Origin of the sequence: Bacteroides sp. NSJ-48 (assembly GCF_014287405.1) — a bacterium.
Taxonomy (GTDB): domain Bacteria; phylum Bacteroidota; class Bacteroidia; order Bacteroidales; family Bacteroidaceae; genus Bacteroides; species Bacteroides stercoris.
The window spans coordinates 37,662-64,179 of record NZ_JACOOD010000016.1; the positions used below are offsets into that span (position 1 = coordinate 37,662).

Consider the following 26,518-nt stretch of genomic DNA (forward strand, 5'->3'; position numbering starts at 1 on the left):
CGGCTCTTTTTCTACACATGTGTTTTTTTCTTCAGTACATACTGATTGTTTTTCCAGTGGGTACCCTTTGTTTATCCCTGTTAAACTCAAAATTTATCCTCAATAAACTTGAAGTTTAACCGGGATAAATCGGGAGTTTGACCGGGATAAATTGTAATATACTTCATGCAGAACGAAGTGATATATACACCATCACCTCGTTTTCCGCCAATCTTTTCGTATCTTTGCTCCATTAAACCAAAGTACTTTATGGAACAATCTGACATACTTCGTAACTTACGGATAGAGCAACTCACCCCGATGCAGGAAGCAGCGCGGGATGCCTATCAATCGGATAAGGACCTCGTCCTGTTGTCGCCCACGGGGTCGGGCAAGACGCTGGCATTCCTGCTGCCGCTGGTGCAATCGCTCAAAGCCGATGTGCAGGGCGTACAGGCGGTGGTGCTCGTACCGTCGCGCGAGCTTGCCTTGCAGATAGAAAACGTATTCAAGTCGATGAACGTCCCTTTCAAGGCGATGAGCTGCTACGGCGGACGTCCGGCAATGGACGAGCACCGTACGATGAGGGGCATCAACCCTGCCGTTATCATCGGCACTCCCGGACGTATGAACGACCATTTGCGGAAGCAGAACTTCGATACCCGCTTTGTAACCACATTGGTGATAGATGAATTCGACAAATGCCTTGAATTCGGCTTTCACGACGAGATGGCGGAAGTTATCGGACAGTTGCCTGCCTTGAAGAAACGGGTATTGCTGTCGGCAACGGATGCCGAGGAAATCCCGCAGTTCACCGGAGTGGGCGGGGCGGAATCGTCACCGCAGGTTGTCAAGCTGAGTTTTCTTTCGGGCGAAACCGTATCCGGACGATTGGACTTGCAGAAGGTAATCTCTCCCGAAAAAGACAAGCTGGAGACATTGTACCGGCTGCTTTGTACGCTGGGCGACCGTTCTACACTGGTATTCGTGAACTATCGCGAGAGCGTGGAGCGTACGGTAGCCTATCTGAAGTCGAAGAAATTCCCTTGCGATGCTTTTCACGGCGGTATGGAACAGGACGACCGCGAGCGGGCGCTCTATAAGTTCCGCAACGGCAGTTGCCCCGTCCTGGTATCGACCGACCTTGCCGCACGCGGATTGGATATTCCGGGCATCGACAACGTGGTGCACTATCACATGCCCGTCAACGAAGAAGCCTTTACGCACCGTAACGGACGCACGGCACGCTGGGAAGCGCGCGGCTCTTCTTTCCTGCTTCTGCATGCCGAAGAGCGTCTGCCCGATTATCTTCCGGAGGAGCTCTCCGTATTCGAATTGCCGGAGCAGACGCCGAAGCCTGCCAAACCCCGCTGGACTACCTTATATATAGGCAAAGGCAAGAAAGACAAACTGAACAAGGTGGACATTGTGGGCTTCCTGTATAAGAAAGGCGGACTGGTGCGCGAAGATGTAGGACAGGTGGATGTGAAGGAGCACTATGCTTTCGTGGCAGTCCGCCGCAGCAAAGTAAAGCAATTGCTTACACTGCTGCGCGGGGAAAAAATCAAGGGGATGAAGACTTTGATAGAAGAAGCTCGTTGACAGTATGTTATGAAGCATATCCGGTGATGTTATTAAGCATGGGAAAATAGTTTGTTTTTGATAATCATGCACTTTTTTTTCAGTTTTTATTCCCGGTAGAAAGTTTTTTCAGCTTCTATCTTTCAGTTTACTTTTTAATACTTTTTGTGTTAAGTATACATAACAGTTTGGCGTATATTTCTTGTATATACCAATAAAAAGTAAGGCAAATACGCGATAAAGAAGAAAAATTATAAGGAAAGATTTGCAATGCAGAAATAATTCCGTAATTTCGCCATGTCGAAAGACATAAACGAACGAAATTGTATAACCAAAACAAACTTCAAATGAAAAAGCATAATTTCAACGCAGGACCTTCCATTCTTCCGCGTGAGGTGATAGAGGATACGGCGAAGGCTATTTTAGATTTCAATGGATCCGGTCTGTCTCTTATGGAGATTAGCCACCGCGCCAAGGACTTCCAGCCCATAGTGGACGAAGCCGTAGCACTGTTCAAAGAACTACTTAACATTCCCGAAGGCTATTCGGTGCTGTTCCTGGGGGGTGGTGCAAGTCTGGAATTCTGCATGATACCTTTCAACTTCCTCGAAAAGAAGGCCGCTTACCTCAATACGGGTGTGTGGGCAAAGAAAGCCATGAAGGAAGCCAAGGGATTTGGCGAGGTTGTAGAGGTTGCCTCTTCTGCTGAAGCCACCTATACTTACATTCCGAAAGATTATACGGTACCGGCCGATGCGGACTATTTCCATATCACCACCAACAATACTATCTATGGCACGGAATTGAAGGAAGACCTGAACGTAAACGTTCCTATGATTGCCGATATGTCGTCCGATATTTTCTCCCGTCCTATTGATGTATCCAAATACATCTGTATCTATGGCGGTGCACAGAAGAATCTGGCTCCTGCGGGTGTGACATTCGTTATCGTGAAGAACGATGCAGTGGGCAAGGTGTCACGTTACATCCCGACCATGCTGAACTATCAGACTCACATCGACGGCGGTTCAATGTTCAATACTCCTCCCGTTGTTCCTATCTATGCGGCATTGCAGACATTGCGCTGGATAAAGGCTCAGGGCGGTGTGAAGGAAATGGAACGTCGCGCCATCGAAAAGGCGGATATGCTGTATGCCGAGATAGACCGCAACAAGATGTTTGTGGGTACTGCCGCCAAAGAAGACCGTTCACGCATGAACATCTGCTTCGTAATGGCTCCCGAATACAAGGAACTGGAAGCCGACTTCCTGAAATTCGCTACCGAAAAGGGTATGGTAGGTATCAAGGGACACCGTTCCGTAGGCGGTTTCCGTGCATCTTGCTACAATGCCATGCCGAAGGAAAGCGTACAGGCTTTGATAGACTGCATGCAGGAATTTGAGAAACTTCATTAATAATATTTGTTCACCACAGAGGGCACAGAGTCCCACAGAGATGAAATGAAAAGGAAAACTCTGTGAAACTTCGTGCGGTTCTGTGGTGAATCTTTTTTTAATACCATTGAATCATGAAAGTATTAGTTGCAACAGACAAACCGTTTGCAAAAGTTGCAGTAGACGGTATTCGCAAAGAAATTGAAGCAGCAGGCTATGAACTTGCCTTGCTGGAAAAATATGGCGATAAGGCAAAATTGCTGGAAGCCGTGAAAGATGCCAATGCCATTATTATCCGTAGCGACATTATTGATGCCGAGGTTTTGGATGCCGCCAAAGAGCTGAAAATCGTAGTGCGTGCCGGTGCGGGGTATGACAATGTGGACTTGGATGCCGCAACCGCCCACAATGTATGTGTGATGAACACTCCGGGGCAGAACTCCAACGCTGTGGCCGAACTGGCTTTCGGGCTTATGGTAATGGCTGTCCGCAATCTGTACAACGGTACTTCCGGTACGGAGCTGAAAGGCAAGAAGTTGGGCATTCATGCTTACGGTAACGTAGGCCGCAATGTAGCCCGCATAGCCAAAGGTTTCGGCATGGACATTTACGCATTCGACGCTTTCTGCCCGAAAGAGGTTATCGAGAAAGACGGTGTAAAGGCTGTGGCTTCGGCCGAGGAACTTTATTCTGCCTGCGACATCGTTTCGCTGCACATTCCCGCAACGGCGGAAACCAAGAACTCCATTAACTATGCTTTGGTGGGCAGGATGCCGAAAGGCGGTCTGCTGGTGAACACCGCCCGCAAGGAAGTTATCAATGAAGCCGAGCTGATACAACTGATGGAAGAACGTGCCGACTTGAAGTACATGACCGATATTATGCCTGCAGCCAATGATACATTTGCCGCCAAGTTTGCCGGCCGTTACTTCTCCACACCGAAGAAGATGGGCGCGCAGACGGCCGAAGCCAATATCAATGCCGGCATTGCCGCTGCCAGACAGATTGTGGGCTTCCTGAAAGACGGCTGCGAGAAGTTCCGCGTAAATAAGTAATGGATTTATACTCTGATAACCATGGCAACAATAAAACCTTTTAAAGGGATTCGTCCCCCTCAGGATTTGGTAGAGCAGGTGGCATCCCGTCCGTACGACGTCCTGAATTCCGCCGAAGCGCGTGAAGAAGCGGCAGGAAACGAAAAATCCCTGTATCACATCATCAAGCCCGAAATAGATTTTCCGGTCGGTACGGACGAGCACGATGAACGTGTGTACCGGAAAGCGGCCGAGAACTTCCAAATGTTCCAGGACAAAGGCTGGCTGGTGCAGGACGATAAGGAGAACTATTACATATATGCCCAGACCATGAACGGTAAGACGCAATATGGTTTGGTGGTGGGCGCATACGTGCCCGATTACATGAACGGCGTTATCAAGAAGCATGAGCTTACCCGCCGCGACAAGGAAGAAGACCGCATGAAGCATGTCCGTGTGAACAATGCCAACATCGAGCCCGTATTCTTCGCTTACCCCGACAATGCAGTGCTGGATGCGGTCATTGCCCGTTACACGGCACAGAAGCCTGTTTACGACTTTGTGGCTCCGGACGACGGTTTCGGCCATACATTCTGGATTATCGACCGGCAGGAAGATATTGAGGTCATAACCAAAGAGTTTGCCAAGATGCCGGCACTTTACATTGCCGACGGACACCACCGCAGTGCAGCCGCAGCCCTGGTGGGTGCGGAGAAGGCCGGACAGAATCCCAATCATCGCGGAGACGAGGAGTACAACTACTTCATGGCAGTCTGTTTCCCCGCCAACCAGTTGACTATCATCGACTACAACCGCGTGGTGAAGGACCTGAACGGGTTGACTCCCGAAGAATTCCTGGCTGCCGTAGGCAAGAACTTCACGGTAGAAGAGAAAGGAACGGAAATCTACAAGCCGGCAGGCCTGCATAACTTCTCCCTTTACCTGGACGGCAAGTGGTACAGCCTTACGGCAAAGCCGGGCACTTACAACGACAATGACCCTATCGGCGTGCTGGATGTTACCATTTCGTCCAACCTGATACTGGATGAAATCCTCGGTATCAAAGACCTCCGTTCCGACAAGCGTATCGACTTTGTCGGCGGTATCCGCGGGCTGGGCGAATTGAAGAAGCGGGTGGACAGCGGTGAGATGAAAGTGGCTTTGGCGCTTTATCCTGTGTCCATGAAGCAGTTGATGGACATTGCCGATACCGGCAATATCATGCCGCCCAAGACCACTTGGTTCGAACCGAAGCTGCGTTCGGGACTGGTAATTCATAAACTGGACTGATTCAGATATAATTTCAAAGAACGGATAAGAAGAAGGTGCATGGAAACTTGGCAGGTTTTGATGCACCTTCGCTATTTTATATTGCCATTCCCTTTTCCGGTATACGGAAAATACCGACCTTTGCCGTCAAAATAAGATACCGTTATTCGGCATTAGTTATTAAAACCAAAAGAACGATATGGGCAAAAAGGAAGAATACAAACTGAAGAACGAACAGTTCCTGCAAAATCTGCGTACCGAAGAAGGCGTAAAGGAGTTGGCTGCCGGCGTGCTTTACCGTATCCTGGAAAGCGGGCAGGGCAGTAGTGCTACTCCTCGATTAAACAGTATTGTGTCGGTGCATTACAAGGGAACGCTCATTAACGGCAGGGAGTTTGACAATTCCTGGAAGCGCAACTGTCCGGAGGCTTTCCGGCTGAACGAAGTAATCGACGGCTGGCAGATAGCCTTGCAGCAGATGCGCGTGGGCGACCACTGGATGGTCTACATCCCGTACACCGTGGGATACGGCACACGCACCAGCGGGCCTATTCCGGCTTTCTCCACACTGATATTCGAAGTGAAACTGCTGGGCATTGCCTGAGAGAGGGTGTGAACAATCATGTTACGGAACGGAGACCTTACCCGGGGTGGCATAACGGGTACGCTGTTGCGTTTCACCCTGCCTATGATGGCGGGTTCGTTGCTGCAACAGTGCTATAACATAGCCGATACGCTGATTGTAGGGCAGTGCATCGGTGCGGATGCACTGGCGGCGGTAGGGTCGGCGTATACGCTGATGGTCTTCCTTATCTCCATCCTTCTCGGTTTGTCTATCGGCAGCGGCACGGTATTCTCGTTGCATTACGGTGCGGGAAACCATTCCGCCCTGCGCCGCAGCATTTTCGTGTCGTTCGTACTGATAGGGGCGGTCACATGCGTGCTGAATATGGCGGTATTCGTATGGCTGGACCCCATTCTCCGTTTGCTGCAAGTGCCGCAGGACATTTACGGCATGATGCGCGGTTACCTGTGGATAATCTTTTGCGGCATTGTTTTTACGTTTATCTATAATTTCTATGCGGCGATGCTGCGTGCGGTGGGAGATTCGGTAACTCCTCTCTGGTTTCTGGCACTCTCTGTGGCACTGAATATCGTTCTCGACCTGTTTTTCATCCTGCAACTGGACTGGGGCATCGAGGGGGCTGCGATAGCTACGGTCATGGCACAGGGAGTCGCTTCTGCGGGAATTATGCTCTATACCTGGAGGAAGCGTCCGGAACTGCGGCTGCATATCGGGGACATGCGCTTCGACCGTGGCAGCCTGAAAGAGATAGTCTCTTTCTCCACACTGACCTGTGTGCAGCAGTCGGTCATGAATTTCGGCATCCTGATGATACAGGGGCTGGTCAACAGCTTCGGCACGGCAGTCATGGCCGCCTTTGCCGCTGCCGTCAAGATAGACTCCTTTGCATACATGCCCGTGCAGGAGTTCGGGAACGCCTTTTCCACTTTCATCGCGCAGAACTTCGGGGCGAAACGTTACGGGCGTATCCGCCGGGGTGTCCGCAGCGCCTTGCTTACTACGGTTATCTTTTCGATTATCGTCTCCGTGCTCGTGTTCGTCTTTGCAGAACCGCTGATGCTGATTTTCGTTCATCCGGGCGAAACGGAAATCCTTGCTACCGGAGTGGAGTACCTGCGCATAGAGGGTGCGTTTTACTGCGGCATCGGCATTCTGTTCCTGCTTTACGGCTATTACCGGGCTGTCCGGAAGCCGGGGATGTCGGTAGTGCTCACGGTGATTTCGCTGGGCATTCGCGTGGCGCTATCCTACCTACTGGCGGCTATTCCTTCTGTCGGGGTAACGGGCATCTGGTGGTCTATTCCCATCGGTTGGCTGCTGGCGGACGCGGTGGGTATCCTGTATTATAAAATGAAGAACGGGGCATGAACAATTCCCTTGCGGCATGCTTGCGTTGTGCAGGATTCTTTTTAGTTCTTCATTGAGCTAAGTATCAATAAAAGCGGTATCTTTGCGCCCGATTTTTCAGAAAGAGATACTGCCATGACCAATAATCGTCTTAAAGGATTTACTTACGGAGCCGTTGCCGCTGCCAGTTACGGCATGAACCCGTTGTTTGCATTGCCCTTGTACGGGGCGGGAATGAGTGTGGATTCCGTCCTCTTTTACCGTTACTTTTTCGCCGTTGTGATGCTGGGCATCCTGATGAAAGTGAAGAAACAGTCCTTTGCGCTGAAGAAGACGGATATACTTCCGCTGGCGGTAATGGGGCTGCTGTTCTCTTTTTCCTCGTTCTTTCTCTTCGAGAGCTATAATTACATGGATGCGGGCATTGCGTCCACCATCCTGTTTGTCTATCCGGTGCTGGTTGCCATCATCATGGCGGTGTTTTTCCACGAGAAGGTCTCCTTCATCACGATGTTCTCCATAGCGCTGGCATTTACGGGCATCTCCCTGCTGTACGAGGGTGGGGACGGGAAGACGTTGAGCATGCTTGGCGTACTGTTCGTTATTCTCTCCTCGCTGACGTACGCCATATACATCGTCGGCGTGAACCGCTCTTCACTCAAGGAGCTGCCTACGGCGAAACTCACTTTCTATGCTTTGCTCTTCGGCATCAGCATCTATGTGGTGCGTCTGGACTTTTGCACGGCTTTGCAGCCCGTCCCTTCGCCGGTGCTGTGGGCAAATGTCCTTTCGCTGGCTTTGTTTCCCACTATCATTTCGTTGGTGCTGATGACGCTCTCCATCCACCTCATCGGCTCCACGCCGGCTGCCATATTGGGGGCGCTGGAACCGGTGACGGCGCTGTTCTTCGGCGTAGTGGTGTTTGGCGAGCAGCTCACTCCGCGCATCATGCTCGGCGTACTGATGATACTTACTGCCGTAACACTGATAATTGCGGCGAAGCCGTTGCTGCAACTGGTGAGGAGGCGCATCGGCTGAAAAGCGGCTCTTTCTTCTGCCGCGATAAAGTTTTTTTGCCGGCTATCAAAAGGCGGATAGCAAAAAGTGTAGTATCTTTGCGGCATGAGCGAAGATACGTATAAAACCATAGCCGTCCCGTCCGAGGGAATTTATACCGAGAAGCGCAGCAAGTTTATCGCTATTGCCTTGCCGGTGCGTACGGTTGAAGAAGTAAAGGCGCATCTGGAAACTTATCAGAAGAAATACTACGATGCCCGCCACGTGTGTTATGCCTATATGTTGGGGCACGAGCGCAAGGATTTCCGTGCCAATGACAACGGCGAACCGTCCGGTACGGCGGGAAAGCCCATCCTGGGGCAGATAAACTCGAACGGACTGACGGACATCCTGATTGTCGTGGTTCGTTATTTCGGCGGCATAAAGCTGGGAACCAGCGGACTGATAGTGGCTTATAAGGCTGCCGCTGCCGAGGCTATCGCTGCCGCCACCGTCATTGAAAAGACGGTGGACGAAACGGTGACCGTCCTTTTCGAGTATCCTTTCATGAACGATGTGATGCGCATTGTCAAGGAAGAGGAGCCGGAGATGCTGGAGCAGTCGTACGACATGGACTGCCGCATGACGCTCCGCATCCGCAAGTCGGCAATGCCCAAGTTGAGGGCGCGTCTGGAGAAGGTGGAGACTTTACGTTTTGAGGAAGCGTAAAGTCTCCGGGTTTTCCATATCTTTTGTACGGATTTACTTATCTTTGCACACTTATTTAATCAAAATCGAGTTGATATGGCATTTGAAGCAACCAAGCGCGAGCTGGGCGAACTGTATACCTTCTTCCGTCTGCTGGCGGACGGGAAGGTCTTTCCGGGAACGCCGGACGCGCAGAGAGATGATAGGAAGTGTTGGCCTGTGGCGCTGATACAGAGAGAGGAACATGACGGCACGCGCCGTTATTATATCGGGGAAGAGGATGTGCGCATTGTCAGCGGTACGGTGGAGAAGGACGGTACGTTTACCGCATCGGCAGGAAAAGAGCCGCTTTCGTTTCCCCGTGCGGACTTTGGCGATGCGGCGGAAATCATACTCCATCTGCTCAGAAATGAGCAAGGCGAGGAGGTGGAAGTTTCCGAAGGGCTGGAAGCCTTTCTGGATGCTGTGAACATCTACGACTTGGAGTCCAGAACCGATGACCGTACCGACTTCTCCGTAGCTTTCTGGAGTGCGGACGCTCCGCTCACGGGCTTCACCGTCCGTTGTCGTCTCAGCCGCATGAATCCTTTGCTGGACGGCGGGCGCACAGCCAATCTGAAGCTGGAGCAGAGCGGCGTGAAGTTTGCCGTGCCCACGGTAAACAAGGTGAACGCCTTGCCCGAATCGCCTATGGAAGTTGCCGAACGCATGATGATGATTGAGCGTCTGGGCGGCGTGTTGAAGTATTCCGACGTTGCCGACCGTGTGTTCCGCTGCAACCTGCTGATGATAGACCTCCACTTCCCCCGCATGCTGGCCGAGATGGTACGTATCATGCACCTGGACGGCATTACCCGTGTTGCCGAACTGACGGAACGCATTAAGGAGATGAATCCCCTGAAAATCAAGGACGAACTGATAAACAAGCACCGCTTCTACGAGTTCAAGATGAAACAGTTCCTGCTGGCGCTTGCAACGGGCATGCGTCCGGCAAAGATTTACAACGGTACGGACTCTGCCGTGGAAGGCATGCTGCTGACCAATGGAGACGGCGGGGTGCTCTGCTATCATAAGTCCGACCGGCAGACCTTTGCCGACTTCCTTTACCGGAACACCCGTTTCGAGAAGGGGTCGGTAGATAAGGACAAATACGGCTTCCTGGAGCGGGAGAACGGTGTGTATTACTTTAAACTGAACGTAAAGATAGGATTGGTAAAGCGCTGACCGTCTGTTTGGCGCCGGTATAGGCGGAACGGCAGACTGAAACTTAACGCATTTACTCTCCTTACATAAAAACATATATCCTGACAATGAGCAACGAAGTATTGGAAAATATCAAGTCGCGCCGTAGCGTGCGTACTTATACGGAACAGCAGGTTTCCGCCGGAGATTTGAACCTTGTACTGGAAGCGGCAGCGTATGCCCCCAGCGGCATGAACTTCCAGACGTGGCATTTCACCGCCATCCAGGATGCCGCCGTGCTGACCGAACTGAATGAAAAGATAAAAGGCGCTTTTGCCAAGAGCGACGACCCTCATTTGCAGGAGCGCGGACATAGCGAAACCTATTGTTGCTATTACCATGCTCCGACGCTGGTCATCGTCTCCAACGAGCCTACCCGCTGGTGGGCGCCTATGGACTGCGCATGCGCCTTGCAGAATATTTTCCTTGCCGCCAAGTCTTTGGGCATCGGCTCTTGCTGGATTAACCAATTGGGGCAGACCTGCGACGACCCCGACGTGCGTGCTTTCCTCACCCGCCTCGGCATCCCCGAAAATCACCGTGTGTACGGCTGTGCCGCCTTAGGCTATGCCCCTGCGGATGCTCCCATGAAAGAGAAGAAGCTGGCAGCAGGCACGGTAACCGTAATCCGTTGACGGTGCATGTATCATGTATAGGCGGAGAGCCTGTTTATATCCCCGCCAGGATGTACCATACGGCAACAAGGTGGCAGCCCGACCCCGCCAGTACGAAGAAATGAAAAGCCGAGTGCATATAGCGCACGCTGCGTATGGAATACAACGCCGCACCGCCTATATAGCATACTTCAGGCACGGATTACACAGATTTCGCAGAAACAGAAACAGAAAAAATCAAGTAAATCCGTGAATTCCGTGTAATCCGTGCCTAAAAAAATCATCGAGTATATTTCACTACCCTATTCGAAGCACCCGTAGCACGTAGGCAGCAGTTTGCGGTCGCCCAACGTATTGTCCACCCGTGCCACGTTCACCCAGAACTTGTTGTCGCGTACGCTTTCTATCGGATAGGCGGCTTTCTGCCGGGTATAGCTGTGCTCCCATGTATCGGCCACCACTTCATATTCGGGATGCGGGGCATTTACCAGCACATTGTCGGTCTTGTCCGCTTCGCCGTTCTTCACTTCCTGAATCTCCTGCCAGATGGCGAGCATTACGTGTACGAAGTTATCCAGTTCGGCAAGGCTTTCGCTCTCCGTGGGTTCTATCATCAGCGTGCCGTGAACGGGGAAGGAGAGGGTAGGCGCATGATAGCCGTAGTCCATCAGTCGCTTGGCGATGTCGTTTTCGCTGATGCCCGTTTCCTCGTGTACCTTGCGGCACTCCAGTATCATTTCGTGGCCGACAAAGCCGTTTGCCCCGCGATAAACGATGCCGTAGGTATCCTTGAAGCATGCAGCCAGGTAGTTGGCGTTCAGGATGGCCGTTTGCGTGGCGCGTGCCAGCCCTTCCGCACCCATCATGCGGATGTAGCCGTAGGTGATGGGCAGGATACCCGCACTGCCGAAGGGTGCTGCCGCTACTTCATTGGCGGCATTGCCGAACAGTCCGTGGCCCGGCAGGAACGGAACCAGATGCTCTGCCACGCAGATAGGGCCTACGCCCGGTCCGCCGCCGCCATGAGGAGACGCGAATGTCTTGTGCAGGTTCAGGTGGCATACATCGGCGCCGATAAATCCGGGGTTGGTCAGCCCCACCTGGGCATTCATGTTGGCGCCGTCCATATACACCTGCGCGCCGCAGGCATGGATAATCTGGCAGATTTCCACGATTTCCGTTTCAAAGATGCCGTGGGTAGAGGGGTAGGTAATCATCAGCGCGGCAAGGCTGTCCTTGTTCTCTTCGGCTTTGGCGCGGAGGTCGGCCATGTCAACGTTGCCCTGTTCGTCGCAGGCGCAGGTAACGGTGGTGAAACCGGCCTGGACGGCGGAAGCCGGATTGGTGCCGTGCGCCGAAGCGGGTATCAGTACCTTGTTGCGGTGTCCCTGCCCGATGCTCTCCTGATAGGCGCGGATTACGCGCAGCCCCGCATACTCTCCGGCAGCGCCGGAATTGGGTTGCAGGCTTACGCCGGCAAAGCCGGTTATTACTTTCAGTTCCTCGCTGAGGTTGTGTATAAGTTCGCGGTAGCCTTCCGCCTGGTCTTCGGGAACGAGCGGGTGCATGCCCATAAATTCCGGACGGCTGAGGGGCAGCATCTCTGCGGCGGCGTTCAGCTTCATGGTGCACGAGCCGAGCGAAATCATGGAGTGCGCCAGTGAGATGTCCTTGCGGTCCAGCCGCTTGATGTAGCGCATCATCTCCGTCTCCGTGTGGTATTTGTTGAACACCTCGTGCGTCAGGTACGCACTCTGACGGCGGAACGCTTCCGCAATGGTGCAGCTTTCGGGGATGTCGGCGGCTTTGGTATAGTCCTTTCCGGCGGCGATGCCGAAAATGGAGAGCAGTACGTTTACTGCGGCGAGGTCGGTGGTTTCGTCAATGCTCATGCCCACGTCGCCGTTCTTGAAGTAGCGCAGGTTCACCTCCTTGCTCAGGGCTACGGTGCGCACTTGCTGTGCCGATACATTGTCGGGCAGGGCGAAGCGGAGCGTGTCGAAGTATTGGGCGTTCATCTGCCTGTATCCTAATTTATTGATTTCCTGTTCCAGGAATGCGGCGATGCTGTGGATGCGTCCGGCAATGGTGCGGATGCCTTCCGGCCCGTGGTATACGGCATAGAAGCCTGCCATCGTGGCCAGCAATGCCTGTGCGGTACAGATGTTGGAAGTGGCCTTCTCGCGTTTGATGTGCTGTTCGCGGGTTTGCAGCGCCATGCGGTAGCACAGTTTTCCGTATTTGTCTTTGGACCAGCCGATGATGCGTCCCGGCATGTTGCGCTTGTACTCGTCGCGTGTGGCGAAATAAGCTGCCGACGGGCCGCCGTAGAACATCGGCGTACCCAGCCGCTGGGTGGTTCCGAATACGATGTCCGCTCCCCATTCTCCCGGCGGGGTGAGCAGGGCGAGACTCAGTATATCGGCGGCAACCGCCACTTTGCAGCCTGCGGCGTGCGCTTTCTCCACGAATGCGCGGTAGTCTTCTATGTTTCCGCCGGCATTCGGATACTGCACTATGCAGGCAAAGGTGTCGGGCGTGAGTTCCGTCTCGCTGTACTTGCCCGTGCGTATCCGGATGCCCTGCGGGATGGCGCGGGTGGTGACAACGGCAAGTGTCTGCGGAAATACGCTTTCGTCCACGAACACCACGTTGGCTCCCGACTTCTGCATATCGCGCGGGCGCAGGGCGTACATCATCGTCACGGCTTCGGCGGCGGCGGTTGCCTCGTCCAGCAGGGAGCAGTTGGCAAGGGGCATGCCGGTGAGGTCGCATACGGCGGTCTGGAAGTTCAAGAGGGCTTCCAGGCGTCCTTGCGACACTTCGGTCTGGTAGGGCGTATAGGAGGTGTACCAAACGGGGTTCTCGAACACGTTGCGCTGGATTACGGCAGGCGTTACGGTGTTGTACCACCCCATGCCGATGTAAGTGGTGTAGAGTTTGTTTTTGGCTGCCAGCGCCGCGATGTGCTGTCCGAACTCGTATTCGGTCATGGCTTCGGGCAGTGCCAGCGGTTCTTTGAGGCGGATATTCGCGGGGATGGTTTTATCAATCAGCTCGTCCAGGCTGCTCACTCCGATTTTGCGGAGCATCTGCTCTTCGTCCTTTTTGCTGATGCCGATGTGGCGGTTAGCCAATAGGTCGTTTTTCATAACGGTAATGATTTAGAAGTTTATTGTTTTCGCCGCAGGGGGCGGACCGGTACTTGTGTCTGCTACGGAAGGACCGGTGTCCTGCGCTGCCTGCGGCGGGCTTTTTTATCCGGAGAACGGGGGGAGGCTTACCTGAAGAACGGGTTCTCCGCCTTTTCGGTGCCGATGGTTGTGGGGGCTCCGTGCCCCGGATAGACAACCGTTTCGCTGGGCAGTATGAACAGGCGGCTGCATATATGTTCTATCAGTTCGTCGAAGTTGCCGCCGGCAAGGTCGGCACGGCCGATGCTGCCCTGGAACAGTACGTCGCCGGAGAACATGCAGTGCTCTGCCGCGCAGTAGTACACCAGGCTGCCCGGCGAGTGTCCCGGCACGTGGATGGCTTCCAGCTCCGTATGGCCGAAGGTGATGATGTCTCCGTCGTGCAGGTAAGTGCCCAGCGGTACGGGCGGTTCCGGCAACTGGAAACCGAACATGCGGCTTTGCTTGGGTGCTTCGTCAATCCAGAACTCATCCGCCTGGTTGGCTTCCGCTTTCAGTCCGAATTCTTTCAGCATGAAGGGGTTGCCGAAGATGTGGTCCAGGTGCAGGTGCGTGTTCAGCAGGTGCTTCACTTGCAGCCCGTTGCTGATGATAAAGTTCTTTAAAGCCTGTTTCTCTTCTTCGTAGAAACAGCCGGGATCGATAACTACGGCTTCCAGGGTTTCGTCCCACAGCACGTAGCAGTTTTCCGGGAACATGTTAAATTCAAATTTCTTTATCTTCATGGCGTATATATAGGCGTTTAATTCGATATGTTGTTTGTTACGGTTTCTAAAGTGCTACATTAATTTTCTAAAGTGCTACATTAGCTTTCCAGAGTGCCACTTCAGCTTTCTAAAGTACTACATTGCTTTCCGGAGTGCTCGTTCAGTTTGCCACGTACACCACTTTTTTGGTCTCGAAGAACTCTTCCCCGAAGAATTCCTTGAGGTTCCACATCGTGGTTTTGTTCTTCACGGGCATCGTCTCTCTCTCCAGCTCTCCGCCTTTGAGGCAGATGAGTCCGTTGGGCAGTGCGTTCTGCTGTTTGGGCGAGATGTTCTTGCGGATTATTTTCAGCAAGTCGGTAAGGGGCATTACGGCACGGCTCACCACGAAGTCGAACAGTTGTTTCTCCTCTTCGGCGCGTGCATGGCGGGTGGTTACGTTTTTCAGTCCGATGCTGCCGGCTATCTCGGTGGCCACGCGCACTTTCTTGCCGATGCTGTCCACCAGGTGAAACTGCACTTCGGGAAAGAGTATCGCCAGCGGGATGCCCGGAAAGCCGCCTCCCGTGCCTAAGTCCATGACTTTCGTACCCGGCTTGAAGCGGATTACCTTGGCTATGCCCAGGGAGTGGAGCACGTGGTGCTCGTACAGGTTTTCAATGTCTTTACGCGAGATGACGTTTATTTTGGAGTTCCAGTCCGTATAGAGGTCGTAGAGGGCGGCGAACTGCCTTTTCTGCTCCTCTGTCAGGTCGGGAAAGTATTTCAGGATAAGTTCCATTGTTGTGTTATGAGTTATAAAAGTTATGGGTTATGGGTTGCGCACGTCGTTCAGCGCCATTGTTTCGTCGCTCAGCAGGTGCTGCATCATTTCGTACGGTAGTGTTATCTTTACGGGGCCCATTACGTAGGGGGCGATGTCGTAGACATTGTAATAGAATGTGATGCCGTCCTTGCTCAGGTAGAAGTTCTCGGTCGGCGTGAGGTCGCCGGTGGTGACGTATCCCATATCTTCCAGTTCCTGGCGGGTGGCTACTTTGTTGTCCGCCATAAGCTGGTTCCAAAGGAGGTCGGTGAGCTGCTCCTTGTAGTCGCCGGCAAACAGGTCGTCCAGGCGGATGGGAGCGAGTGTGCGCAGGTCGAGGTTGAGGAAGGTGGACATATAGATGCCGTGTGCGCCGCCGGTGTATTCGTTGTAGTCGATGCGGTAAACGAGCAGATGCCCGGTGTACAGTTGCACATGGCTTTCGATGCCTTTATAGTAGGAGTACCATGCCCCTATCTCTCCGGCATTCTCCTTGTCCTGCTCGTCTTTGCGGTACATCGGTTCCAGGTCTTTGCGGTAGTCGCCCACGTACTTTTCGGTGTACTTCTTTACGGCTTCTTCGGGAGTCATGCCCATGTACTTCTCGCCGAAGCAGGCGGAGAGGAAATAGGTGTTCAGGCTATCCTTCATCTTCCCGTCCGAAGATTGGGAAGCGTACGCAAGGTTGATGATGAGGTTGCATGCCGGCTTGGCGGTATCACCGAAGAGATGGGCGGTTTCGTTCACTTGTATGCTGTCGAACTCCAGCGCTCCGGCGTTTTTGTTCATGGTGTTACCACAGGAAAAGAAAAAGCCGCTTGCCGCAAGCAGAAGGACAAGTAGGCTGACAGTTTGTTTTTTCATATTGGATTTCGTTTATAAAACAACATTTCATTCAGGAAACTTTATCGACAAATATAGAACTTATTAGTGAACTCCACGCATAAAAAGGAAAAAAATAATCCCGGCAGGCGGTTAAAACTTCCTATCTCCGGCAATCCCCGCCCGTGCGCCTCACAAGACGGATATTCCCGCTCCGCAATACGCGCCACAGCTTGCGTGCAGGCCGGAGGGGAAGGAGGAATTGAACAAACGCTCCGTTCCGGTTGTTTACTAAGTTCAGAGTAACAACCCCCTAAAGTTTATATAGAATGAACAATATATTGAAGAACGTATGTTCTGCGCAGAAACTGCACGGCGCGGAACATGCCGGTAATATGGAACACCGTGAGATGGAAGAACGGAACAGCCGGTACCGCTGCCTGAAGATGAAGGCTGCCGCCGCGTGGGCGCTTGCCGTATTGCTGTCGCTGCTTTCCGTCTTCGGCGGTGAGGTGCCCTATGTCAACGAAATACAGATGTCGCTGGCTGCCCTTGTGCTGCTGTTTCCGGGAAACGCTTTCTATGCGGCCGCCCGGAAGCAGCTTTGTGCGGGGCGCATTGGGCTGGATACGCTGATTGCCTTCGGCGCTTCCGTTGCTTTCCTTTTCAGTCTGTTCAACACGTTCTTCCCGGACTATTGGCTCAGGGTGGGGCTTCACCCGTATGTCTACTACGAAGTGGCGGTGCTGGTTGTAGCGGTGGGGCTCACCGGCAAGGTGTTCCGCTTCCTGCCCGAAGAGCGGCACGGTGCAGACCGCATAGCCCGGATTTTCTTTCCCGTCCTGGCGGGAACGGCGGTTGCCGTGTTTTTTATCTGGATATTCTGGGGCGGTATGACCGCTGTGCCGCATGCGTTCTATGCGGTCGTTTCCGTTTTTATCGTCGCCTGCCCGTGTGCGCTGGGGCTGGTCGCTCCGCTTGCCCTGACGCGCGGCATAGGCCGGGCTGCCGATATGCACATCCGGATAAAGGACTCCCTGGCGCTGGAGCGTCTGGACAAGGCCGATGTAGTGGTCTTTGACAAGACCGGCACGCTGACCGAGGGGCAGCCTACGGTCACCGCCTGGCTGTGGGCGCAGTATCAGGAAGAGGATTTCAAGCGGATATTGCTGGCCACGGAAATGAACTCGCCCGACCCGCTGGCAGCAGCCATTACCGCCGCCCTGCGCGAAGAACGCATAACTCCCGCACCGCTGGACGGCTGCGGGGTGCTGAAAGGCAAGGGGGTGAAATCCCTCTGCAACGGTACGGAATATTGGGTGGGCAGCCATAAGCTGCTGAAAGATTATCGGGCTTATCTTTCCGATGTGCTGGGAGATATGCTGGTGGAGTATGAATCGGAGGGAAACAGCATCGTTTACTTCGGGCGTGAGGATGAGTTGCTTGCCATAATAGCCGTCAAGGACAGGCTGAAAGCGACCGCTTCCGGTGTAGTCAAAGAGCTGAGGGGGCAGGGGCTGGACATCTGTATGCTGACGGGCGACGGTGAGCGTACCGCTTCGGCCATAGCGGGGAAGCTGGGCATCATCCGTTACATGTCCGACGCCCAGCCGGAGGATAAGGAGGCCTTTATCTGCGAACTCCGCTTGCAGGGGAAGAAGGTGGTTATGGTGGGCGACGGCGTCAACGACGCACAGGCGCTGGCTGCCGCCGATGTAAGTATTGCCGCGGGTGCAAGTGCCGGTGATGGGCTGACGGACAAGGCTATGATAGTGATGAAATCCGCCGATTTGCAGTCGCTCCCCCGGCTCTTCGGCCTGTCCCGCCATACGCTCCGGCTGATGCGCCGTAACTTTTTCCGGACAACGGCCTTTCATCTGGCAGGCGTGCTGGTAGCTGCGGGCATTCTCTATCCGGTGTACGGAATACTGTTGACGCCCATGCTGGCTGTAACGGTCATAGCGCTCTCCTGCATCATGCCGGTGAAGGGGTAGGGGGTTAGCTGTTTCTGTATTCCAGCGGACTCATTCCCAAATGCCGCTTGAAATACTTGCCGAAGAACGAGGCGCTGGGGAAGTTCAGCGAATAGGCTATCTCCTGGATGGTCATGTCCGTGGATTTCAGCTTGGCTTTTATGTCGATGATGACGACATGCGCAATGAGGTCCAGCACATTCTTCCCGGTCACCTGTTTGATGGTGGTGCTGAGGTGTTGCAGCGATATGCCCAGTTTCGCGGCATAGAACTGCGCGCGGCGTTCGGTGGTGTAGTTCTCGATGACCAGTTGTATGAACTCACGGCAGATTTCCTCTTTCCGGCTTTTAATCCTGTTTTGGGAGTCGGGACGGCTGCTGTATAGCTCGTTGACACCATAAAGCAGGGTGTCCAGCACGTTCTGCGCCATTCGCGTCTTGGGCATGTACGGTCCGGTGGATATGCGGGCAAGCAATGCGAAGTAATCCCGGAAATAGGAAGCGACGGTTTCGTTGAGCGGTATCACGGGAGCTTCTATAATCTTGGAGTACGAGCTCATGGTGGACTGGATGATGTTGACTCCGTTGAGGCAATGTTCGGAAAATCCGGCAAAGCAGATGCGCACTTTCTCCTTCTGCCCGTGAAACTGGATGATGGTGCCCGGAAGCAGGATGATGAAGTCGCCTTGCTTGATTTCGGTATCCATAAGATTGATGGATACCGTGATGGAGCCTTCGGTGCACAAGGCGAAGATACATGCCTTCAGCCGGCACGATTGCTTGTAGATGTTCAGGATGTCTTCCGTGACATCTGTCCATGCAATCAGGTCTACGGGGAGGTCGACGTGTGGGAATTCCATAAGCGTTGTCGTTTTTGGTCCGTGCAAAGTTACACTTTTATTTTTCAATCTCCGCCTTTTTGAAACAACAATGTCCCGGTGCAATGTTTCATGGTGGTCAGGATTTGCTCTACCGTGCATCGGATGCGGGCAGTGGCCCACTCCTGCCGCATGGCTTGTTCAAGGCTCACCGGAGTGTTTATGATGGAATATATGCCGATAAATCCCATCTCTTTAAGCTCCCGGCACATCGCTACAGACCCGCCTATGGCGATGACGGGGATGCCTTTCCGTGCGGCATGCCTCAGGACTCCTGCGGCTGTCTTTCCCGCTGCTGTCTGGGCGTCTATCCGTCCCTCGCCCGTGATGACGAGGTCTGCTCCTTCGAGAAGCGAGTCGAATGCAATGGCGTCGAGCACCATTTCAATCCCTGCGGTCAGCCTGGCATTTAAAAAGGCTTTGAAGGCGCCGCCTAATCCGCCGGCTGCACCGGCTCCGCTCAGGGGTACTATGTCGGTTTGGAACTGTCCGGCTATCACCCGGGCAAAGGAACGCATGCCGCGGTCCAGGGCTTCCGCGGTTTGAGGGTTCGCTCCTTTTTGGGGAGCAAAGACACGGGCAGCTCCGTCCGCTCCGCAAAAGGGGGTGTTGACATCGCAAGCCACGATAAATTCGGACTCCCGTGCTGCGGGCATCAGAGACGACATGTCTATCCGGGCAATGGATTCCAAATCCCTGCCGCAGCCTTTCAGCCTTTGTCCGCGGCTGTCGAGAAATCTCACTCCCAATGCGGAGAGCATGCCCGTGCCCGCATCGTTGGTGGCGCTGCCGCCTATTCCGACCAGGAATTTGCGGCATCCCCTGTTCAGCGCGTCAGAAATCATCTCGCCGGTTCCGTACGTAGAAGTAATCCACGGGTTCAGTTCGTCGGGAAGCAGGAGCGGCAGTCCGCTGGCGGCAGACATTTCCATAACGGCGGTTTTCACGCCGCCTGACCTTACAATGCCGTAGGCTGCCTTTACCGGTCTGCCCAAGGGGTCTGTAACGGAGGCTGCGTACATATCTCCTCCCACCGCTTTGACAATGGCCTCTACGGTTCCCTCGCCCCCGTCCGCCACACCGGCTTTAACAACATTGCACTGCGGGAAAACATCCTTGATTCCTCTTTCCACGGCATCGGCCACTTCGGCCGAAGTCAGGGAGCCTTTGAACGAGTCCGGTGCTACAACGATTTTCTTCATGCTCTTCAATGTATATTATATATAATGTGGTACAAAATTATAAAATACGGGGAGGTAATGCATGCTTTCGTCCGAAAAATAATCTTCGTGCCTTGACGATGGTCAGATTATGAAAAAAGCCTGCGTCCGGGATGCTTGTATAATTCCGGGATTTCGTATCTTTGCATAGACCGGATGAAGCTCCGGGCATGTGCTCCAATCATACCATGTGCGGTTGGGCGGTAAAATAGTATGTTTGTCTTATGAAACTGGAAATATCTGATTGGAAAACCGTTCCCTACGCCGAGGCGTGGGACAGGCAGACGGCGTGTTTCGATGCGCTTGTGCATGCCAAGCAGGCAGGAGAGGAGTATGTGAACCGTATCGTACTCTGCGAGCATCCGCATGTATATACATTGGGACGCAGCGGTAAGGAAACCAATATGCTGCTGGGCGAAGAGCAGTTGCGTGCCATAGGCGCTTCGCTCTATCACATAGACCGGGGCGGCGACATCACTTATCACGGGCCGGGGCAGCTTGTGTGCTATCCTATCCTGAACCTGGAGGAGTTCTCTCTGGGCTTGAAAGAATATGTGCATCTGCTGGAAGAAGCCGTAATCCGCGTATGCGCTTCCTATGGGATAACCGCCGGACGTGTGGAGAAAGCCACCGGCGTATGGTTGGACGGAGATTCGCCGCGTGCCCGCAAAATCTGCGCTATCGGTGTGCGCAGCAGCCACTATGTTACGATGCATGGCCTGGCGCTCAATGTCAATACGGATTTACGCTATTTCAGCTATATCCACCCTTGCGGGTTCATAGACAAAGGGGTGACTTCGCTTCAAAAGGAGCTGGGACGGGAAGTGCCGGCAGATGAAGTGAAACAGCGGCTTTGCCTTGAACTGAAAGGCATGCTTGAAGGCAGGCGGTAAACCGAAGAATTTCCACCAAATGTTTTGCCAATACAAAAAACTGCCATATCTTTGCATTCATTAATCGGGAATGTCCGGAAATGTATCTGTTTCATTCGTTTGCGGCTTCCCGAAGGCTTATTGATCACATAACTGTTTCAACGTTCTCTTTCTGTGATAGTGGGGAGCTTTGGGATAATATGGATGCAGACTAAACTATTGACTATAATTGCATTACATGAATTGACCGGAAAGAGTGCTCTTGAACCGGTGTCCCCAAAGAATGTCCTTTTCACAAGGTGGTATTTTCCTCAAACTCTTACAATCCGTATTTTGTAATGCCCGGTCCGTCAGACAATAATCAAGCAGATTTGCAGCACGCCCCTGTGTGTCAGTCCCACAAGGATTGCCAGTTGCACTGGTATGCCGTCCGCGTAACATACAGCCGCGAATTGTCCTTGAAGGACTATCTCGACAAGGAAAATATAGAGAATTTCATCCCCATGCGCTACGAGTATGTCATAAGGAACGAACGCCGCGTCCGCAAGCTCGTTCCCGCCATACACAACCTGGTATTTCTCCGTTCCACCCGTTCCCGTATCGATGAAATCAAAAACAATCCGGTTCTGAACATACCGGTACGCTATATCATGAACCGTGAGACCCATCAGCCGGTTATTATTCCGGATGCGCAGATGCGCAGCTTCATACTGGTTGCAGGCACGTACGACGAGGCCGTCATCTACGTGGAGCCGGAAGAACTGAAACTGGTGAAAGGAACCAAAGTACGCATCACGGGCGGAGTTTTCGAAGGAGCCGTGGGCGAATTTGTCCGTCTGCGCCACGACCGCCGTGTGGTGGTAAACATAGAAGGCGTCATGGCAGTAGCCACTACATTTATTCACTCTTCGCTTATAGAACCGATAGGTGTAATCTGAAACACTTGTAATTCAATAATTTATTTATCTGTATAAAAATGAACGAACACGTTTCATCTTTGTACGTCCGTGCCCATGAGCTTTTGAATCTGGGCATGGACGGCAGTCCCATTTACAGCGATCACTTTGCCCGTCTGAATCGCGAAGTTTACGAGCAAGCGCTTGATTTGTACAACACCTTGGAAGGCAACACGCCGGAAGAGGAAGCCGAACTTTGCCTCTCCATTCTCGTAGCCCTGAATGCCACATTCTACGACAATGGCCGCAAGCAGCAGTATATCCAGCGCCTGCTCGACCGTTGCCTGAATGTTCTCGACAAGCTTCCGGATTCGCTTCTGAAAGTGCGTCTTCTAACCTGCTGCTACGGCGAGGTATACGAAGAAAAGCTTGCCGCTGAGGCCCATTCCATTATCAATACCTGGGATATGGCTTCTTTGACGCCGGAGCAGAAGGAAATCATCGGCGAGTTGAAGAATATGGAAGAGAATCAATACCCTTTCGAGATTATAGATTGATTCTGCCTGACAATTTTCCTCTCTCTCCCTGTCAGTAAGCGTTTATGTTTTTCAGCTATCAACCGCTAATTACTAAACAACAGTTATTGTCGTGAACTTCATTTTTATTATTCTTACCTTTCTGATATCGGCTGTTATTGCCCGTATCCTGATACCGCGTATCCTATTGATATCCCTGCGCAAAAAACTTTTTGACATACCGGATGACCGTAAGATACATAAGAGAGCTATCCCGCGGTTGGGGGGCGTATCATTTTTCCCCACCACCCTGTTTGCTTTCTGCCTTGTCTATGCTTTCCGCCTGCTGGACGGCGACAGCATTTCCACGCTCTATGCCAGCTATCTGCTTCCGGAGCTTTTGCTGTTTGCCTGCGGCATGACGCTGCTCTACCTGACGGGCATTGCCGACGACCTTGTCGGCGTGCGCTACCGCCAGAAGTTTGCCATCCAAATCTTCTGTGCCTGCCTTTTCCCCTTGTCGGGACTTTGGATAAACGATTTGTACGGCCTGTTCGGCATACACGAGCTTTCGGCTTATGTCGGCATGCCTTTCACTGTGCTTACGGTGGTCTTCATCACCAACGCCATCAACCTGATAGACGGCATCGACGGTCTTGCCTCAGGCTTGAGCAGTGTGGCATTGCTGGTTTTCACCTTCCTGTTCATCAGCAAGGGCCTGTGGAGCTATGCCATGCTTTCGGCCGGTACTTTCGGCGTGCTTGTGCCGTTCTTCTATTACAACGTGTTCGGCAGTGTGGAGCGTGCCCGCAAGATTTTCATGGGCGATACGGGAAGCCTTACCTTGGGCTATACCCTCAGTTTCCTTGCCATAAAGTACAGCCAGCACAACACGGATATCATGCCTTACACCGAAGGCGCCTTTCTCATAGCTTTCAGCACTATGATTATTCCGGCGTTCGATGTGGTGCGTGTCGTCCTGGTCCGCATCCGCGAGGGACACAGTCCTTTCGAGCCGGACAAGAACCATATCCATCATAAACTGCTGGCGATAGGGCTGTCGCCGAGAAGGGCGATGCTGAGCCTGCTCTCCATGTCCTGCGCTTTCAGTGCGGCCAATATCCTGCTGGTTCCTTACATAAACAATACGGTGCTGCTGATTGCCGATATTGTGATTTGGGTAGGATTAAATCTGTGGTGGGATTATTTGAGAGATAGGAAGTAAAAGATTTGTTTGTTACGAATAAAATCCCGTTCTTTGCGTTAACACGTTAGAATAGAGATACATCATGAGAACAGAGGCGTCGGAACCGTTGGTAGCATATAACACTCCTAATCTTCAAGGATTGAAGAATAGGATTATAGAATCTCTTGACACTGCTGTTGATGAAGAGAAACTGCAGCGTTGCTTGGAGTTGCTGAGCGAGGACGAAATACCCTGCCGTTTCACCGAAGAAGAGTTGGATGAAGAAATCAGATTGTCTGAAGCAAGCGGCTTTGCTACCGACGAAGAAGTAGCTGCCATGTTTGCGAAATGGAGAATTTGAAAGTAAAGTGGCACAAGCATTCTCAGAGTCAGTTTGACAGAATTGCTACGTGGTATTCTTGCAATATGGGTGCTAAAGCTGCCATGAATTTCTCTGAAGATGTCAGAAGAACGGTTATGCTCCTGTCTCACTCTCCCCGTATAGGGATTTTGGAGAAGAGACGCAGTACGGTAAAGACGAAGTATTACAGCATTTTGGTTCATCCTAAATATCGCATTGTCTATCGCTTTTCAAAAACAACAGTTTATATTGTGACAATTTATGCTACGATGATGAAGCATTGATAGCGGCTTTGTATTTGTATTTGAATCCTTTCGGACTATCGGAAGCATTAATAAGATGCCAAGACAGTCCTTGTTTTTTATTTCATCAGTTTTTTTATTTCAATTTTATTGTTAAATGACATTGGTTTGTAAGTTTCGTTTTATGTCACTATTGGTGCCATAAGCGCAAATCTTTTACAGCAAAGACAATCTAAGATTATACTTATATAAAAAATATGCAAGCAATTATTTTAGCTGCCGGAATGGGCAAGCGTTTGGGGGCTCTTACTAAAGATAATACAAAATGTATGATTAAGGTAAATGGCGTAACCCTGATTGACAGACTCTTAATTCAGCTTTCATCATTACAGTTATCTCGTGTAGTGATAGTGGTAGGATATAAAGGTGATAAATTACGCGAATATATTGGAAACCGTTATCCTGATTTGCATATTCAGTATGTATATAATACTGTATATAACAAAACCAATAATATCTATTCATTATATTTGGCGAAAGAGTATTTTGTAGAAGACGATACTTTGTTGATAGAATCAGATTTGATATTCGATGATGCTCTTTTTCATAAAATTGTAGATAATTCTTATCCGAATTTAGCATTAGTAGCCAAATATGAAACTTGGATGGACGGAACAATGGTGCGTTTGGATGAGGATGATAATATTGTAAATTTTGTACCAAAGAAAGCTTTTAATTATAATGATATAGCTTATTATTATAAGACAGTAAATATTTATAAGTTTGATAAGAAATTTATTGCCAGCAATTATATTCCGTTTTTGGAAGCATACATTACAGCATTGGGTAATAATGAATATTATGAACAAGTGTTGCGTGTCATAACCCTACTTGACAAATGCGATTTGAAAGCTCTTCCATTACAAGGAGAAAAGTGGTATGAAATAGATGATGTGCAGGATTTGGATATAGCAGAGACTCTTTTTGCAGAGGAGGGTCTATCGCTTTATCAAAAGCGCTATGGAGGTTATTGGCGTTTTCCTACTTTATTGGATTTCTGCTATTTGGTCAATCCTTATTTTCCACCTCAACGGATGGTAGAAGAGATGAAATCTAATTTTGCGACCTTACTCACCGAATACCCTTCAGGTATGTCGGTTAATAATTTGCTGATAAGCAAATATTTCAATTTAAACAGGGATTATGTATGTGTAGGCAACGGAGCTGCTGAGTTGATAAAAGTGTTGATGGAATTTTTGGAAGGGAATTTGGGCGTGATATATCCTACTTTTGAAGAATATCCCAATCGGTATCCCAACCAGCATATTATTTCATATGTGCCCGACAATACAGCTTTCTCTTATTCTGTTTCCGACTTACAGAACTATTTTTCCGATAAGTCCCTATCTGCATTATTGCTGATAAATCCGGACAACCCTTCCGGCAACTTTATTTCACGTGATGATGTATTGAAATTGGCAGATTGGGCAGGGCATAAAGGTATTACTTTGATTGTAGACGAGTCTTTTGTTGATTTTGCAGAAGGAGGATTGGATAGTTCTTTATTGCTCGACAGTATCTTAGACAGTTATCCGCATTTGATAGTTTTGAAGAGTATTTCCAAGTCTTATGGCGTACCAGGCTTGCGTTTGGGAATATTGGCATCTTCCAATCGCCAGGTTATAGACAGAATAAGAAAAGAAGTCTCTATTTGGAATATCAATTCTTTTGCAGAGTTTTATATGCAGATTTATGGCAAATACGAGTCGGATTATAGAAAAGCTTGCGAACGTTTCCTGTCTGAGCGCATTCGTTTCTATAAAGAACTCTCATCTATATCGTTTCTTCGGGTAATTCCTTCTCAGGCTAATTATTTTTTGTGTGAGGTTATTGCAAAGTATTCATCGACAGCGTTGACTCGTTTATTATTGTATAGTTCAAATATTCTAATAAAAGATTGTTCTACCAAACAAGCGTTTAATAACGGTAATTACATCCGAATAGCGATTCGCAATGAAGCGGATAACAATAAGCTGTTGTCAAGATTGAAAGAATTAGACTGCTGAGAAAGGGAAAGTATATAGGTATTATGGAGTAT

General features: G+C 51.2%; 24 protein-coding genes and 1 pseudogene. 18 read left to right on the plus strand and 7 right to left on the minus strand.

Translation table 11 applies throughout. The annotated features are described in order from the left end of the window. The first annotated feature begins 249 nt into the window (after window positions 1-249). The 10 genes from H8S52_RS09550 to H8S52_RS09595 all read left to right on the plus strand — a co-directional run bounded on the left by H8S52_RS09550 (window position 250) and on the right by H8S52_RS09595 (window position 10,771). Complete coding sequence (locus H8S52_RS09550) at window positions 250-1,581, plus strand: DEAD/DEAH box helicase (protein WP_186909701.1); 1,332 nt, start codon at window positions 250-252, stop codon at window positions 1,579-1,581. Between the two features lie 326 nt (window positions 1,582-1,907). Then, window positions 1,908-2,975, plus strand: a complete 1,068-nt coding sequence (gene serC / locus H8S52_RS09555; protein ID WP_117858955.1) for a 3-phosphoserine/phosphohydroxythreonine transaminase — start codon at window positions 1,908-1,910, stop codon at window positions 2,973-2,975. 113 nt (window positions 2,976-3,088) lie between these two features. Beyond that, the gene (locus H8S52_RS09560; protein ID WP_016662923.1) at window positions 3,089-4,009 is read left to right on the plus strand and encodes an NAD(P)-dependent oxidoreductase; all 921 of its coding nucleotides are present in this window, start codon (window positions 3,089-3,091) and stop codon (window positions 4,007-4,009) included. A gap of 21 nt (window positions 4,010-4,030) precedes the next feature. Further along, on the plus strand, window positions 4,031-5,278 hold the full coding sequence (locus H8S52_RS09565) for a DUF1015 domain-containing protein (RefSeq protein ID WP_117917486.1): 1,248 nt from the start codon (window positions 4,031-4,033) through the stop codon (window positions 5,276-5,278). A gap of 178 nt (window positions 5,279-5,456) precedes the next feature. Beyond that, window positions 5,457-5,861: an FKBP-type peptidyl-prolyl cis-trans isomerase gene (locus H8S52_RS09570; RefSeq protein ID WP_022104499.1), complete on the plus strand. Its 405-nt coding sequence runs from the start codon at window positions 5,457-5,459 to the stop codon at window positions 5,859-5,861. 18 nt (window positions 5,862-5,879) lie between these two features. After that, on the plus strand, window positions 5,880-7,211 hold the full coding sequence (locus H8S52_RS09575; protein ID WP_186909702.1) for an MATE family efflux transporter: 1,332 nt from the start codon (window positions 5,880-5,882) through the stop codon (window positions 7,209-7,211). Between the two features lie 114 nt (window positions 7,212-7,325). Beyond that, window positions 7,326-8,228, plus strand: coding sequence for a DMT family transporter (locus tag H8S52_RS09580; RefSeq protein WP_117665868.1), 903 nt, complete (start codon window positions 7,326-7,328; stop codon window positions 8,226-8,228). A gap of 84 nt (window positions 8,229-8,312) precedes the next feature. Then, entirely contained in the window at window positions 8,313-8,915 is a 603-nt protein-coding gene (locus tag H8S52_RS09585; RefSeq protein ID WP_005653630.1) for a YigZ family protein, read from the plus strand. A 75-nt stretch (window positions 8,916-8,990) separates the two neighbouring features. After that, the gene (locus H8S52_RS09590) at window positions 8,991-10,118 is read left to right on the plus strand and encodes an HpaII family restriction endonuclease (RefSeq protein WP_117941597.1); all 1,128 of its coding nucleotides are present in this window, start codon (window positions 8,991-8,993) and stop codon (window positions 10,116-10,118) included. A gap of 86 nt (window positions 10,119-10,204) precedes the next feature. Further along, window positions 10,205-10,771, plus strand: coding sequence for a nitroreductase (locus tag H8S52_RS09595; RefSeq protein ID WP_186909703.1), 567 nt, complete (start codon window positions 10,205-10,207; stop codon window positions 10,769-10,771). 34 nt (window positions 10,772-10,805) lie between these two features. Here H8S52_RS09595 and H8S52_RS09600 read toward each other — a convergent pair. The 5 genes and pseudogenes from H8S52_RS09600 to H8S52_RS09620 form a co-directional block, all read right to left on the minus strand. Then, a pseudogene (locus H8S52_RS09600) lies at window positions 10,806-10,940 on the minus strand (hemolysin III family protein); the annotation flags it as partial. A 112-nt stretch (window positions 10,941-11,052) separates the two neighbouring features. Next, window positions 11,053-13,902, minus strand: a complete 2,850-nt coding sequence (gene gcvP / locus H8S52_RS09605; RefSeq protein WP_186909704.1) for an aminomethyl-transferring glycine dehydrogenase — start codon at window positions 13,900-13,902, stop codon at window positions 11,053-11,055. A 128-nt stretch (window positions 13,903-14,030) separates the two neighbouring features. Continuing rightward, window positions 14,031-14,669: an MBL fold metallo-hydrolase gene (locus H8S52_RS09610; protein ID WP_118939613.1), complete on the minus strand. Its 639-nt coding sequence runs from the start codon at window positions 14,667-14,669 to the stop codon at window positions 14,031-14,033. A 142-nt stretch (window positions 14,670-14,811) separates the two neighbouring features. Next, window positions 14,812-15,432, minus strand: a complete 621-nt coding sequence (gene rsmG / locus H8S52_RS09615; RefSeq protein ID WP_005653646.1) for a 16S rRNA (guanine(527)-N(7))-methyltransferase RsmG — start codon at window positions 15,430-15,432, stop codon at window positions 14,812-14,814. Between the two features lie 30 nt (window positions 15,433-15,462). Next, on the minus strand, window positions 15,463-16,320 hold the full coding sequence (locus tag H8S52_RS09620) for a DUF3298 and DUF4163 domain-containing protein (protein ID WP_117742079.1): 858 nt from the start codon (window positions 16,318-16,320) through the stop codon (window positions 15,463-15,465). Between the two features lie 287 nt (window positions 16,321-16,607). Here H8S52_RS09620 and H8S52_RS09625 point away from each other — a divergent pair, with 287 nt between their 5' ends. Beyond that, window positions 16,608-18,272 (plus strand): HAD-IC family P-type ATPase, encoded by a 1,665-nt coding sequence (locus H8S52_RS09625; protein ID WP_186909705.1) that lies wholly within the window; start codon window positions 16,608-16,610, stop codon window positions 18,270-18,272. Window positions 18,273-18,276: 4 nt separating this feature from the next. Here H8S52_RS09625 and H8S52_RS09630 read toward each other — a convergent pair whose 3' ends face one another. Both H8S52_RS09630 and H8S52_RS09635 read right to left on the minus strand, forming a co-directional pair. Beyond that, the gene (locus H8S52_RS09630) at window positions 18,277-19,110 is read right to left on the minus strand and encodes a helix-turn-helix domain-containing protein (RefSeq protein WP_117740092.1); all 834 of its coding nucleotides are present in this window, start codon (window positions 19,108-19,110) and stop codon (window positions 18,277-18,279) included. 44 nt (window positions 19,111-19,154) lie between these two features. Beyond that, on the minus strand, window positions 19,155-20,330 hold the full coding sequence (locus tag H8S52_RS09635; RefSeq protein WP_186909706.1) for a glycerate kinase: 1,176 nt from the start codon (window positions 20,328-20,330) through the stop codon (window positions 19,155-19,157). Window positions 20,331-20,572: 242 nt separating this feature from the next. Here H8S52_RS09635 and lipB point away from each other — a divergent pair, with 242 nt between their 5' ends. From lipB to H8S52_RS09670, 7 genes are all read left to right on the plus strand, one after another. Continuing rightward, window positions 20,573-21,241: a lipoyl(octanoyl) transferase LipB gene (lipB, locus tag H8S52_RS09640; RefSeq protein ID WP_005653663.1), complete on the plus strand. Its 669-nt coding sequence runs from the start codon at window positions 20,573-20,575 to the stop codon at window positions 21,239-21,241. Window positions 21,242-21,558: 317 nt separating this feature from the next. Then, on the plus strand, window positions 21,559-22,158 hold the full coding sequence (locus H8S52_RS09645) for a UpxY family transcription antiterminator (RefSeq protein WP_225982403.1): 600 nt from the start codon (window positions 21,559-21,561) through the stop codon (window positions 22,156-22,158). Between the two features lie 38 nt (window positions 22,159-22,196). Further along, entirely contained in the window at window positions 22,197-22,673 is a 477-nt protein-coding gene (locus H8S52_RS09650; RefSeq protein ID WP_005653675.1) for a UpxZ family transcription anti-terminator antagonist, read from the plus strand. A 91-nt stretch (window positions 22,674-22,764) separates the two neighbouring features. Continuing rightward, entirely contained in the window at window positions 22,765-23,856 is a 1,092-nt protein-coding gene (locus H8S52_RS09655; protein ID WP_186909707.1) for an MraY family glycosyltransferase, read from the plus strand. 64 nt (window positions 23,857-23,920) lie between these two features. After that, entirely contained in the window at window positions 23,921-24,178 is a 258-nt protein-coding gene (locus H8S52_RS09660; protein ID WP_186909708.1) for a hypothetical protein, read from the plus strand. Next, window positions 24,166-24,462, plus strand: a complete 297-nt coding sequence (locus H8S52_RS09665) for a type II toxin-antitoxin system RelE/ParE family toxin (protein WP_117902421.1) — start codon at window positions 24,166-24,168, stop codon at window positions 24,460-24,462. The genes H8S52_RS09660 and H8S52_RS09665 overlap by 13 nt, the downstream gene beginning before the upstream one ends. Before the next feature lie 215 nt (window positions 24,463-24,677). Beyond that, window positions 24,678-26,486 carry an aminotransferase class I/II-fold pyridoxal phosphate-dependent enzyme gene (locus tag H8S52_RS09670; RefSeq protein WP_186909709.1) on the plus strand — a complete coding sequence of 603 codons (1,809 nt, stop codon included), beginning with the start codon at window positions 24,678-24,680 and terminating at the stop codon, window positions 26,484-26,486. Window positions 26,487-26,518: the final 32 nt, after the last annotated feature.